A 13,336-nucleotide genomic window follows, 5' to 3' on the forward strand; every position below is an offset into this window, starting at 1 on the left:
ACGTGGCAGCCACTGATTCTTCAGACCAGGTACTCGGCGAGGGCGAGAGCGCCTCCGAGGCATCTGCACCTGCACAGAAGACCGCCAAGAAGACGGCAAAAAAGACAGCCAAGAAGACGGCTAAGAAAACCGCGAAAAAGACTGCGAAGAAAACGGCTAAAAAGACGGCTAAAAAGACCGCCAAGAAGGCTGCTAAGAAGACAACTCGCAAGTCTGCGCAGAAGGCGACGAAGAAAACCGCCAAGAAGACTGTGCGCAAGTCGGCAGCCAAGAAGGCAACCTCGCCTGAAAGCTCTGAATCTGCCGAAGAGCTCGCAGAGGATCAGAACGACGAGTTGGATGCCGAAACCAACGACGATGCCGATATCGACTTCGATCCGGACAACGCAGAGTTGGACGAGGACGACGAGTTCGGTGACGACGATGACGACCTCGAGGGCGAGGACTCTGAAGAAGAAGATGACGGCTCATCTGTCTGGGATGAGGATGAGTCCGCAGCCCTGCGCCAGGCTCGCAAGGATGCAGAGCTAACTGCCTCGGCAGACTCTGTCCGTGCCTACCTGAAGCAAATCGGCAAGGTCGCCCTGCTCAACGCAGAGCAGGAGGTATCCCTCGCCAAGCGCATCGAGGCCGGCTTATACGCTCAATACCGCATGGATGAGATGGAAAAGGCCCGCGCCGAGGGCGACAAGGCCGCCAAGCTCTCCCCCATGGAGAAGCGCGATATGCGCGCCATCGCCCGTGATGGACGCAAGGCAAAGAACCACCTCCTCGAAGCGAACCTCCGCCTCGTCGTGTCCTTGGCTAAGCGCTACACAGGCCGCGGCATGGCATTCTTGGACCTCATCCAGGAAGGCAACTTGGGCCTGATCCGTGCCGTTGAGAAATTTGACTACACCAAGGGTTATAAGTTCTCCACTTATGCCACGTGGTGGATTCGCCAGGCCATCACCCGCGCCATGGCGGACCAGGCCCGTACCATTCGCATTCCGGTGCACATGGTGGAGGTCATCAACAAGCTGGGCCGTATCCAGCGTGAGCTGTTGCAGGACTTGGGCCGCGAGCCTACCCCTCTGGAGCTGGCGAAGGAAATGGACATCACCGAGGAAAAGGTGCTGGAGATCCAGCAGTATGCCCGCGAGCCTATTTCCTTGGACCAGACCATCGGTGATGAGGGTGACTCCCAGCTCGGTGATTTCATCGAGGATTCCGAGGCCGTCATTGCCGTCGACGCTGTGTCCTTCACTTTGCTGCAGGACCAGCTCCAAGATGTGCTCACTACCCTTTCTGAGCGCGAGGCCGGCGTAGTTCGCCTGCGCTTCGGCCTGACCGATGGCATGCCGCGCACTTTAGACGAAATTGGCCAAGTCTACGGCGTTACCCGCGAGCGTATTCGCCAGATCGAGTCGAAGACCATGTCTAAGCTGCGCCACCCATCGCGTTCCCAGGTGCTGCGCGACTACCTGGACTAAGCAAACTGAAGAAATAAAGCGGCGAGGAGGGATAAACCTCCTCGCCGCTTTTTCTTTGCCCTATATAGCCGGCAAACCCAAGGGCTTTCTAGCCTTCGATCCCCAGCTCAATGGCTGTGGCGATCCGATCGATAACGTCTTTATCGGAAACATCTCCGCTGATGGTCACCGAAGCGCCCTGGGATACCCCGAGAGACATCAGCATCATTGCAGAGTCTGCCTCTGCCGACTCTCCGTCACAGGAGAGGGTGACATCCCCTGCCGCTTCCGCCGCCAGCTCTGCAATCCTTGACGCCGGACGTGCATGCAGACCCGCCTCATCGGCCACAGTCACTGTCAGCGAGTACCCATCAGCGTTTGTTGCTAGGTCATCCTCGGCTGCAGACGCAGTGGCTGAGGGCTGCTTCGGAACGAAGACTTCGATGGCGCGTTCCGCGGCTTTGATCACGGCGGCGAGTCCATCGCCCTGCTGAGCGGCGGTGGCTGCTGCAATAGTGGATTCGACCAAGGGGGCATCGACAAACGTCACCGTGTCTTCGTCAAGGAACTCGAGAACGGACTCAACGGTCATCGTGGCCGAGCCCAAATCGGTGAGGACAACCACGCTAAGGCCTTGGCCACGTGCGTGGCTGATAGCCCCTTCGACGAGGTCAAAGGACGTTCCGATGCCGCCCTCCTCCAGACCACCGGCAGGAAGGATGGTCACGTCAGGAGCCATCTGAGCAGCAAGCTCAGTCAGACCTTCAGCGAGCTTTGCCGAGTGTGATACGAGAACGAGTCCAACGCGGGGCTGTGCCATATCCTATGCTTCCTCCTTGAGGGTTTCGGCGGCGCCCGCAGCCGCAGCGATGAAAAGTGCCGAGGATGTAGCGCCCGGATCCTTGTGTCCAGCAGAACGCTCCCCTAGGTAGGAAGCGCGGCCTTTCGTGGCCACCATCGGGATAGTCGCTTCCGCGCCTGTTGCTGCGGCGTCGGCAGCCGCGCGCAGCACTTGATCGGGGCTCTGTGCGGCATCCGCCGCAGCGCGAGCGGCCCGTGCGGCCGGCGCCCAGGCATCGACCATCGTCTTCTCCCCTTCAGAGGCCTTACCACGGGTGGCTATTCCCTCAAGCGCGGCCTCAATGAGAGCGGCCGTCGTAGGCGCATCGATCTCTCCAGAGCCTGCGGCCTTAGCCGCGCGTAGAAAAGCGGTTCCCAGCAATGGACCAGAGGCGCCACCAACGGTGGACATAAGCGTCTTTGCCGTCAGCTTCAACACATCAGCAACGTGAGACGTCTCCGGTGAGATATCCGAATCCACTTTCTCCGCGACAGCTCGGAAACCGCGGTCGACGTTTGCGCCATGGTCACTATCCCCGATGGCGCGGTCAAGCTCGATGAGTTCCTCGCGGTGTTCGTGTGCCGCTGCGGCGCAGTTTTTCATCCATGCCTGGGCCCACGCTGTTGTCAAAGTTGCATTGTCGGTCATATCTACATTCCTTGTCGTAGTGCAGCGGTGTGGCACGGGGCATCAAAAAGCTCAAGGTCTTCCTCGTCCGCGCGCATGACTGTAACGGAGCAACCGGCCATATCTAGACTAGTAACGAAGTTACCCACGAGGGAACGCTCGATGCTAACACCCGCGTCCTTCAGACGCTGAGCCACACGACGGTAGACCACGTACAGCTCGGACGCCGGAGTAGCACCCATGCCGTTGACAAGGACAATGGTACGCTCCCCATCACCCAGCTTAAGGTCTGCCAACACCGGATCAAGCAGATGGTCAGTTACGTCGTCGGCAGAGACCAACGGAATTTCCTTGCGGCCCGGCTCCCCATGAATACCCACGCCGAGCTCGACTTCGTCTTCCCCGAGGTCAAAGGAGGGCTTGCCCACGTGTGGCACCGTGCAGGCACTCAGCGCTGCGCCCATGGTCGCGGTGTTTTCTACCACCTTCTTCGCCACAGCGGCCACCGCCGCGAGATCATCACCGCGCTCGGCTGCAGCACCCGCCAGCTTTTCTACCAACAGTGTGCCGGCAACACCGCGGCGACCAGCTGTAAAAGTGGAATCCTCCACCGCAACATCATCGTCCACGATGACCTGGCTGACCTCAATATCATCGAATTCCGCCAGCTCCGCCGCGGTGTCGAAGTTGAGAACATCGCCGGTGTAGTTCTTGACGATGTAGAGCACCCCCGCCCCGGCATTAGCTGCCTCCGTGGCCGCTTGGATTGCGTCCGGCGTTGGCGATGTAAACATGGCACCGGGCACTGCTGCATCCAACATGCCGTAGCCAACGAAGCCGGCATGCAGCGGCTCATGTCCAGAACCGCCCCCGGAGACTATGGCTACCTTGCCGTCTTCTTTCTTCTGCGAGCGGGACACAAAGAGAGGATCGGTGGATCGAGTGACTATGTCACCGTGTGCTAAAGCAAAGCCCTCCACGGATTCCTCTACTACGCTGTCCGGCGAGTTGATGAGCTTCTTCATCATCCTTCTCCTTAGGTTTTCATTGCCCTCGAGCACTCTTCTGGGAATGCTGCCGAGCCTACCCTCGCTACCGGACGGTCTGCCGAGACCAGCGTAACGCTCCTGTAGCCCCCGCCTCACCTTCTTAGCTCTTCGCGGCCTTTTGAACCTGCAACGCACCAAAGACACCGAGTACCAAGAACATCACTGCGGCCAGAAGCGACCATCGAGCTGCATCACTCATGCCTTCGCTCAACGCCTGCACCAACGCTGTTGTCTGTTCCCCAAAGGGTCCAGCCGCGCCCTGTGCGCGAAGTCCTGCGATGCTCGAGCCCGCGGACTGGCGGGTAGCTTCCGCCATGGCATCTGCGGCTGGGCCGACGACGTCGATGTCTTCGAGCGCCTTCGGCAACGCCAGTGCTAGGGCGACGGAAAAGACGGAACCAGAAACCGCGGTGCCGAGGGAGGAGCCGATCTGGCGGACCGTGCTCTGGGTAGCAGATGCCTGCCCCGAATTCGCTACCGGTATCTCGCTCAAGACCGTGCCCGTCAACTGCGCAGATGCGAACCCCAAGCCCACGCCATACAACACAAGCGGAAGCGCGATGACCCAGCCGCTAGTGTCCGGACTCAGGAGCATCGCGAGGATAAGCGCGCCGACAACTTCTAGGCCCAGACCTATGAGCACTGTTCCAGGAGCACCAAAGCGGCCAGCAACATGCCGTGCGGCGGCTCCCGAAATAAAGGCGCCGATTGCCATCGCCGCGAGCACGAGGCCAGCGGACATCACACTCAAGCCCAGCGCATTAATGAGGTACAGCGGGAGGATAAAAATAATCGCAAACTCACCGATAGCTACCGCGCCCGCGGTGATGTTTCCCCAGGAAAACGTGGAGTAGGAAAAGAGGCCCAGGTCCAGCAGCGCGGAGCGTTGTACTCGCTCACGGTGCTCCTCCCAGCGGATGAACAAACTGAAACTGATCGCGGCGATGAGCAGTGCAACTGGCACCGCAGATACCGGCGCGGTGGTGGGCCATGTCCAGCCGAACACCGTCAGCTCGGACTGTGGTGTCCACCAGCCAAGACTTGGCCCCTCAATCACCGCGAAAACAAGGGCTCCGAAGGCAATCGCGCTCAACTGTGCGCCATCGACGTCGACCCCGGGCCGTTTTTCGGGGCTACGGGTTTCCCGCACGGTGAGCACAGCTCCAACAGCCACGATGATGCCAATGGGAACATTGACCAGGAAGATCCAATGCCACGATACCCACTGGGTAAGCGCGCCACCGGCCAAAGGTCCGACGGCGGCGGCGCCAGAGATAACTGCGCCCCACACACCGAATGCAGCCGCGCGATACTTGCCTCGGAAAACGGCGTTCACCGTGGACAAGGTTGAGGGCATGATAAACGCTGCACCCACTGCTTGTACTGCACGCGCGGAAATGAGCGTGCCTGCGGAGTCCGCGAAACCCGCCCACACGCTGCCTGCTACGAAAATGCTAAGACCGGCGAGAAACGCTCGCTTGCGACCCCAACTATCCGCGATCTTTCCGGTGGACAACAACAGTGCGGCAAGCACTACCGCGTAGAGGCTGTTGACCCACTGCGCCTGAGTTATGTCCAGTTTGAGGTCAGTAATAATAGCCGGCAGCGCTACCCCGACGATGGTGCCATCAAGGACAATGACGCCCAGTCCTACCGACAAAACCGCAAGACTAATCCAGTCACGGCGGGTCGGCACCGCCGTGATGGAACCCGCTGTGGGCGACAACATGACTAGGCGCTCACGGGTGCCGGGGTGGAAGAGTTAGCCGGCTCCTTCAATGCGCGGCCAAGTGCGACAACGAAGAGAACGAGGCCAATCGTGATGAGGATGTGGCCAATACCGGCAATCCCGGCGATCATGGCGGTGGATTCCTCGCCCAACACGGTCAGGCTGCCGTGCCAGATGAGCATTCCAACGGTAAGCACGACACCAATGTTGTAGAACCAGAAGAAGGAGTTAAACAGCTTCTTATTCCGCGAGACGCCGAATACCTTGTCCACGACGAGGAAGATCAAAAACATCATGAATCCCAGCGCCAAGAGGTGGGTATGGGCCACGCCCAACTGGGTGAACTGGCCCTCCGGGAAATCATTTGCGCGTGTGAACTCACGGTAGAATAGTCCTGCTGCCAACCCCATAACGAGGTAGAAAATAGCTGCTCTATACAGGGACTTCATTACTTGTTCCTTCCTAGCCACGGTGTTGTGGCTGCTGCACCGAGGGTGTTATCTATCACGGCCAAAGCCTTCTGGTATCCATCCTGCTTGGCGCAGCCAGCACAGTCATCGAGTGGTCGGCTGACTTTGACATCAACCAACTAGTTGATCGCGCACCTAGCCCTCAGCCCGCAGCTCTCTTCTTCCCCGAATCCACGCCTACTCAGCGGCGCCAACTACCACTTGCGCAGATAATCGATGCGCTCTTGGAGCTGCTCGGCGTCGCACAACGCGGTGGGAGGGCCGCCGCAAGCCTTGCGGGCTTCAGTGTGAATAGCGCCGTGTGGGCGGCCGGTGCGTTGAGCGGTGATAGACACTACTGTGTTGAGCTCCTTGCGCAACGCGGAAATCTCATCCACCACACCTGACTGGGAACCGGTGCTGCTTGCCGATGCCTCCGCCCCGCGCTTGGGCGCATGCGGAGTGCCGTAGAGCTTGCGGCGTTGCTCCTCTGCCGCCTCTGCAGCCCGGCGCGCCTTCTCTTCTGCCTCGCGGCGGTCCAGCTCATCAGACTGCTTCTTGCGCAAGAGGTCCTTGACCTGGTCGGCGTCGAGAAGCCCGGGAATGCCGAGGAAATCCTCTTCTTCATCGGTGATATTGCCCGTGGTGAACTGCGAGCCGTTGTAAAGCAGTCCTGAAAATTCTGCTTCCGCGCCTAAGGATTCATAGGAAGGCTCGAGCATGTCCGGTTCGGACTTCTTCTTATTGGCGTCCTCGAGCAGCTCATCGTCCCAGCCATCCTTGTCGGGGTTTTTCTCCCCTCCCAGGACGTGGTCGCGCTGCTTCTCCATGTTCTCGGCAAGCCCCAAGAGCACCGGCACGGAAGGAAGAAAGACGGAGGCGGTCTCCCCTGGCATGCGGGAACGCACGAAGCGCCCGATGGCCTGCGCGAAGAAGAGCGGTGTCGACGCAGAGGTGGCATACACACCCACGGCGAGGCGGGGAACGTCGACGCCCTCCGACACCATGCGCACGGCCACCATCCACTCGTCGGTGGATTCAGAGAACTCTGCAATACGCGCCGAGGAGCCTGGGTCATCGGAGAGGATGACGGAGACGGGGGTATTGGAAATCTGCTTGAGGATCTTGGCGTAGGCGCGCGCGGTTGTCGTGTCGGTAGCGAGCACGAGACCGCCGGCATCCGGCATGTTGCGGCGCATCTGCATCAGCCGTGTGTGCGCCGCCTGCAGGACGGTGGGGATCCACTCGCCTTTCGGGTCGAGGGCCGTGCGCCATGCGCGGGCGGTCTGCTCCGGATTGAGAATATCGCCGAGCCGGGCCGCATGTTCCTCACCGGCGCTATCACGCCAGCGGGATTCGCCGGAGTAGCTGAGGAAGACGACGGGGCGCACGACACCGTCGGCAAGCGCATCGCCATAGCCATACGTGTGATCAGAGCGGGATACGAGGTGACCTTCCCCATCCTCCTCGTAGCGCACGAAGGGAATTTGCGAGTCATCGGAGCGAAAGGGGGTACCGGTCAGCGCGAGGCGGTGCTCCGCATCATCATAGGCTTCCCGCACGCCATCGCCCCAGCTCTTGGCATCACCGGCGTGGTGGATCTCATCGAGGATCACCAGGGTGCGCCGGGCTGAGGCCACCGCGCGGTGTTTGTATGGGTGCATGCCCACCTGCGCATAAGTCACCACGACACCGTCCATCGCGGGGTTGACTCCCGAGGAGTTTGTGAACTTGGGGTCGAGCGCTAAGCCAACGCGGGAGGCGGATTCCGACCACTGCACTTTGAGGTGCTCGGTGGGCACCACCACGATGACGCGCTCAACGGTGCGGTCCGCCATAAGCTCTGTGGCCACCCGCAGGGCGAAGGTGGTCTTACCTGCACCTGGCGTTGCCACCGCCATGAAATCCTTCGGCTTGGTGGCTAGGAACTTATCCAAAGCAGCGCGTTGCCACACGCGCAGCGAACCGTTATTGGCAAATCTCTGTGCTGGAGTCTGTGTAGACACGGTCAGCGACTATCCCCCTCTAGTTATCCCAACATCCCGCTTCTGTGAAGTTCTCTATCCCTAATGCTTGGCATCGACGCAGGATGAACGTCGATGCGCAGCTTAACGGCGGCGCAAGCTCTTATAGACGCGCTCGCAGTCAGGGCACACGGGCGAACCAGGTTTGGCTTGCTTGGTTACCGGGAAGGTCTCTCCGCACAGGGCAACGACGTACTTGCCGTTGACCGCGGAGTCGAGGATCTGGTTCTTCTTCACGTAGTGGAAGAACTTCGGGGTGTCGTCGTTGGTCGACGTATCCTCGCGGACATCAGGGCGCTCAATAGTCTTAGTCGTCGTACTCACGCCCACTATCATGCCGCATCAGTATCGAAGTTGGCGAGTCCTCCAGCTACGCTGATAGGCATGACCCCTTCGAACTCGCGCGATAACGCCCGCCATACCCCACGATCGGGGCAGCGGCGCGGACGCCGATTCGGGCGCGAAACGCACCTCATCACCACGGCAAAACTCGCCCCCGGTCAGGACCGGCATCGCCGCGAGATCATCTACTCCATACTGCAGTTTCTGCGCGTTCCATCCCTCCTGATAGCCGGGGCCATGGTTTATGTCTGGCAGTGGTGGATCCCCGCCGCCCTTGTCGTGGCCGTCACCTTCCCCCTCCCCTGGATCGCTGTGGTCATTGGCAATGGCCGGGGTCAAAAGAAAGACAAGCGCGAAAAAGCTGTTTATAAACCAGCCCTTGCCCGGCAAATGGCGCAAGCACAACGTGAAGAACTCACCAGCGGTTCCCATGGTGAACTGCCCAGCACGCCTGGGCGGCACAAACCCTCGTCAGGAGCAGACACAAACAGTACTGCAGCTGACACTATTGACCACGAAGATTAGAACATCACTGTATTCCCTCCCCGATGCATTTAAGGATTCTCTTGTGAGCACCCAGCAGCCTTCTCCTTTTGGCCCAGCGATGAACCCGGAACACCCCATCGCGGACGTTGCGGCAGAACTTTCCCGAGTGTTTGCGGAGGCAGGGTTTAGTGCGGATGGCATCGCAGGCCATTTGGGACCCGAGTACACCGAAGCCCTGCATCGCGGCGAGCCCGCCGCAGTTGCGCTAGGAGCAAGCGGCGATTCCCGCCTGGACCATCTCATCCGTATCTTCTTGCTGCATGAACACGTACCAGCCACGCTGCTTTCCGACGTCCTCGGAGCACGCCTAGCCGCCCAACTCATTGATTGCGGTGTCGTGCTCAGCGACGAACACGGCACCGCCTACGTGGCTTATGACATTCGACCGCACATCATCGTGGGCAAGAATCGTGTCGTGTTCTCCGATGTTGATGCATCTCTGGTGCATCACGTCCCCGGCCCCGAGCATGTGTTGGGAGTGGGCTCGGCCAGCCTGTCCTTGTTGCATTCAACGCCAACGACACCAGTGGAATCAGTACTAGATTTAGGCACGGGTTCAGGCGTCCAGGTCCTTGGGCAGCTGGATTCTGCGCAACGCATTGTGGCTACCGACGTCCATGAGCGAGCCCTTGAACTCGCCCGCGCCACCGTCCTCGCGGCGGAGGCGGAAGACCGCGTTGAGCTACGCCACGGCTCCTGGTACGAACCCGTTGAGAATGAGCGCTTCGACCGCATCGTGGCTAATCCTCCATTCGTGGTTGGCTTACCCGAAGTGGGGCATGTCTATCGAGACTCCGGCCTCAACCTGGATGGAGCAAGTGAGCTGGTGGTCTCCCAGGCAGTCGAGCATCTCAACCCTGGGGGCACAGCGCACGTACTCGCAGCCTGGGTGCATCAAGGCGAAGAATCGTGGCAACAGCGCGTCGCCTCGTGGCTACCGGGTACCGGCGTCGCCGCATGGATCATTCAGCGCGATGTGGCGGACCCAGCGTTATATGTCTCAACCTGGTTGAGCGATGAATCCGTGGATGTTCGCAGCCCTGAAGGCCAAGAGCGGTCTCGCCGGTGGCTGGAGCACTTCCGTGAAAACGAGGTCACCGGAATCGGGTTTGGTTTCGTGGCCATCCAGCGCATCGGTGAGGACGAGCCCTCGGATATCTTGGCGGAGACCATGGCGCAGCCAGTTATCGATCCGCTCGGCCCGGAAGTGGAAGAATACTTCGCGCGCGTCGAATGGCTGCGCAACCTGGTGCCGGGTGAATTAGAAACTAAGCATGTACAGCTGCGCCCCGGGGTGACCCGTGAGGACGTTGCGCTGCCCGATGGGGACCTGGGCATGGGCTTTGAGCGCGCGGCACTGCGGCTCAGCCGTACCGATGGCCCCCGCTGGCAGCACGATGTCGATGAGCATCTCGCGGCCATTGTCGCCGGGTTTAACCCGAATGGTTTGAGCATCGGTGAAACCATCGAGCTCTACGCCGCCGCGCAGGGTTTTGAAGAAGCCGAGTTGGTCAGCGCAGCACTTCCGGCCATCGTGGATCTTATCCGCCACGGGCTTCTCATCCCGACTGAGCTGCTAGCTTTTAGCAACACTGAGTAGCCTCGCGCCCCACTAAGAGCCTCTTTCCTCCTTCAATCCCCGCGTACTTCTCATCCGAGAAAGAACTCCTCTACAGAAAGGTTGTGTACTTCCCTGCCATGCGTGCTGTTTTAACCCGTGTTTCTGAAGCCTCTGTCACCGTTGACAACGACGTCGTTGGGTCCATTACCTGCCCCGACACCGGCGGAGTCCTAGCACTCATTGGTGTGTCGCGGGAGGACGTCGAGGCAGGTGGTGACGCCACCGCTAGCGACGGCCCGACTTTAGAGGAGAAGATGGACACGATGGCGCGCAAGATCGCTGAGCTGCGCATCCTCGAGGGTGAGACCAGCGTGGTCGATAGTGGTGCGCCAGTTCTGGTGGTAAGCCAGTTCACCCTCTACGGACGAACCGCGAAAGGCCGCCGCCCTTCGTGGTCAGATGCAGCCCCAGGCGAGGCCGCGGAGCCGGTGATCCAGGGTGTAGTTGCGCGCCTGCGCGAACGCGGAATCACCGTGGAGGAAGGCCAGTTCGGAGCGATGATGCGCGTCTCCTCGGTCAACGAAGGGCCGTTCACCGTGCTCGTGGAGGTCTAGGTGCGGCGCGCCTCCCCCAAAATGGCCTAAAACCTCACTCTTCCCGCGGGGTGTTAGAAAATTTTTCGGGCCACGGGAACTAACTGCGCCGAAAGCTCGTTGTAGGAGATGAACCAAGCCGCAACTTAGGAGGCATGAGATGGCCACATCATCCGCTGCTAGCGTCCAGGACGAGGACGGACAGGAAGTTGACCGCGGCTCACGCCGTAACCAAACAAATGACAATCCCTCTGCGGACTTGGTCCGCGTTTATCTCAACGGAATCGGCAAAACTGCGCTGCTGAGTGCTGAGGACGAGGTTGAGCTCGCACAGGCCATCGAGGTAGGCCTGTACGCCGAATACAAGCTCGCTAATGCCGAAAAGTTGACCCGCGCTGAGAAGCGCGACCTGAAGATTTTGGCCCGCGAAGGCAAGAAGGCTCGCTCCCACCTCTTGGAGGCCAATCTGCGTCTCGTAGTCTCCCTGGCTAAGCGTTATACCGGCCGCGGCATGCCGCTGCTGGACCTCATCCAGGAAGGTAACTTGGGCCTGATTCGTGCGATGGAGAAGTTTGATTATGCCAAGGGCTTCAAGTTCTCCACGTATGCAACGTGGTGGATCCGCCAGGCCATTACCCGCGGCATGGCTGACCAGTCCCGCACTATCCGCCTCCCCGTGCACCTAGTTGAGCAGGTAAATAAGCTTTCCCGCATTAAACGCGAGATGTACCAGTCCTTGGGCCGCGAGGCCACGAATGAGGAGCTCGCGGAGGAATCCGGAATCGAAGAGTCCAAGATCGAGATGCTGCTGCGCCAGTCCCGCGATCCTGTTTCCTTGGACATGCCGGTCGGTACCGATGAGGAAGCCCCGTTGGGTGACTTCATTGAGGATGCCGAGGCAACGGATGCCGAGACCGCTGTGGTGGCCTCCATGCGCCACTCCGATATCCGCTCCGTGATTGGTTCCCTCGAGGAACGCGAACAGGATGTCATCCGCCTACGCTATGGCTTGGACGATGGTGTCCCGCGCACCCTCGACCAGATTGGCCGCAAGTTCGGCCTCTCTCGTGAACGCGTTCGCCAAATCGAGCGTGAGGTGATGGCCAAGTTGCGCGAGGGCAACCGTGCGGACCGCCTCCGCGAGTACGCGCTCTAAGCCTTAGCTGACTTCCCAGCCTTAGCCATTGAGGAATTCCTTTGCTGCCCAGTTGACTTGTGCTGCTGGGCCGCAGAGGACGTTGCTCGATGGCTTTTTCTTTCCTCGCGGTGGTCCTCACGGTTTTTAATTCCCGCCCCTCTCCTCCCTGTCGAACGCACAGTGCTGCGCGCTCTCAGCTTTCGAAAAATGCGCTATTGTTTAAGATATTCTCTTAATACACTTTTATTACCGCGCCTAAACCTATGTGGCTACGGACCGCCGACAACGCAGAAAGGTAAGCCCACGTGAGGGACCTAGTTGACACCACGGAAATGTATCTGCGAACCATCTACGAGCTCGAAGAGGAAGGTATTACCCCACTGCGTGCTCGAATTGCAGAGCGTTTAGAGCAGTCCGGACCGACCGTCTCCCAGACCGTGGCCCGGATGGAGCGCGATGGACTTCTTCACGTGCGCACCGACCGCAGCCTTGATCTCACTCAGCAGGGCCGCGAATTAGCTACCAACGTCATGCGCAAACACCGCTTGGCTGAGCGGTTGCTCACGGATGTCCTTGGCCTTGATATCCACAAGGTCCACGACGAGGCCTGCCGGTGGGAACACGTCATGAGCGAAGAAGTAGAAAAGCGAGTCGTCGCGGTGCTGGAGGATTCCTCCCGCTCACCATTCGGCAACCCAATCCCCGGTTTGGCACAGCTGGGCATGTCTCCGGTAGAGCTCGACTTGGGCACGCGCGCCATCGACCTTCCCACGGGGCAAGAAACCGAGGCCACTATCGTGCAAATCAATGAGGTCTTGCAAGCTGATAATTCCACCTTCCACGACCTGTATGCCTGCGGAATCCAGGTTGGCTCGCACGTCACCGTAGTCAATGAGAGCGGGACGATTAGGCTGACAACGAAATCAGGACACACTGTCGAGCTTGTCGACGACCTTGCTCACGCTATCCGCGTCAAGGAGGACTAA

13 protein-coding genes are annotated in these 13,336 nt (G+C 59.8%); 6 read left to right on the plus strand and 7 right to left on the minus strand.

Annotated features, from left to right (window positions below; all coding sequences use genetic code 11):
* The first annotated feature begins 2 nt into the window (after positions 1-2).
* Entirely contained in the window at positions 3-1,472 is a 1,470-nt protein-coding gene (locus tag HMPREF2781_RS06930) for an RNA polymerase sigma factor (protein WP_070446768.1), read from the plus strand.
* Positions 1,473-1,560: 88 nt separating this feature from the next.
* Here the strand turns inward: HMPREF2781_RS06930 and dhaM are convergent, their stop codons facing one another.
* From dhaM to HMPREF2781_RS06965, 7 genes are all read right to left on the minus strand, one after another.
* Positions 1,561-2,271, minus strand: a complete 711-nt coding sequence (gene dhaM, locus HMPREF2781_RS06935) for a dihydroxyacetone kinase phosphoryl donor subunit DhaM (RefSeq protein ID WP_070446767.1) — start codon at positions 2,269-2,271, stop codon at positions 1,561-1,563.
* Positions 2,272-2,274: 3 nt separating this feature from the next.
* A complete protein-coding gene (dhaL, locus tag HMPREF2781_RS06940; protein ID WP_070644929.1) occupies positions 2,275-2,940 on the minus strand; it encodes a dihydroxyacetone kinase subunit DhaL in 666 nt (221 codons plus the stop codon).
* A gap of 2 nt (positions 2,941-2,942) precedes the next feature.
* Positions 2,943-3,944, minus strand: coding sequence for a dihydroxyacetone kinase subunit DhaK (dhaK, locus tag HMPREF2781_RS06945; RefSeq protein ID WP_070446765.1), 1,002 nt, complete (start codon positions 3,942-3,944; stop codon positions 2,943-2,945).
* Positions 3,945-4,068: 124 nt separating this feature from the next.
* Entirely contained in the window at positions 4,069-5,697 is a 1,629-nt protein-coding gene (locus HMPREF2781_RS06950) for a DHA2 family efflux MFS transporter permease subunit (protein WP_070446764.1), read from the minus strand.
* Positions 5,698-5,699: 2 nt separating this feature from the next.
* Positions 5,700-6,146, minus strand: a complete 447-nt coding sequence (locus HMPREF2781_RS06955; protein ID WP_070644931.1) for a DUF2871 domain-containing protein — start codon at positions 6,144-6,146, stop codon at positions 5,700-5,702.
* A 215-nt stretch (positions 6,147-6,361) separates the two neighbouring features.
* The gene (locus HMPREF2781_RS06960; protein WP_070446762.1) at positions 6,362-8,152 is read right to left on the minus strand and encodes a DEAD/DEAH box helicase; all 1,791 of its coding nucleotides are present in this window, start codon (positions 8,150-8,152) and stop codon (positions 6,362-6,364) included.
* Positions 8,153-8,254: 102 nt separating this feature from the next.
* The gene (locus tag HMPREF2781_RS06965) at positions 8,255-8,506 is read right to left on the minus strand and encodes a DUF3039 domain-containing protein (protein ID WP_012715089.1); all 252 of its coding nucleotides are present in this window, start codon (positions 8,504-8,506) and stop codon (positions 8,255-8,257) included.
* Between the two features lie 48 nt (positions 8,507-8,554).
* Between HMPREF2781_RS06965 and HMPREF2781_RS12200 the strand changes: the two genes are divergently transcribed.
* From HMPREF2781_RS12200 to HMPREF2781_RS06990, 5 genes are all read left to right on the plus strand, one after another.
* Entirely contained in the window at positions 8,555-9,037 is a 483-nt protein-coding gene (locus tag HMPREF2781_RS12200) for a DUF3099 domain-containing protein (protein ID WP_141740731.1), read from the plus strand.
* 79 nt (positions 9,038-9,116) lie between these two features.
* Complete coding sequence (locus tag HMPREF2781_RS06975) at positions 9,117-10,658, plus strand: DUF7782 domain-containing protein (RefSeq protein ID WP_210386017.1); 1,542 nt, start codon at positions 9,117-9,119, stop codon at positions 10,656-10,658.
* Positions 10,659-10,756: 98 nt separating this feature from the next.
* Entirely contained in the window at positions 10,757-11,233 is a 477-nt protein-coding gene (gene dtd / locus HMPREF2781_RS06980) for a D-aminoacyl-tRNA deacylase (protein WP_070446759.1), read from the plus strand.
* Positions 11,234-11,372: 139 nt separating this feature from the next.
* A complete protein-coding gene (locus HMPREF2781_RS06985; protein WP_046648202.1) occupies positions 11,373-12,368 on the plus strand; it encodes a sigma-70 family RNA polymerase sigma factor in 996 nt (331 codons plus the stop codon).
* Between the two features lie 287 nt (positions 12,369-12,655).
* The gene (locus tag HMPREF2781_RS06990) at positions 12,656-13,336 is read left to right on the plus strand and encodes a metal-dependent transcriptional regulator (protein WP_070446758.1); all 681 of its coding nucleotides are present in this window, start codon (positions 12,656-12,658) and stop codon (positions 13,334-13,336) included.

It is taken from the genome of Corynebacterium sp. HMSC062A03, from assembly GCF_001811145.1.
GTDB classification, from domain to species: domain Bacteria; phylum Actinomycetota; class Actinomycetes; order Mycobacteriales; family Mycobacteriaceae; genus Corynebacterium; species Corynebacterium aurimucosum.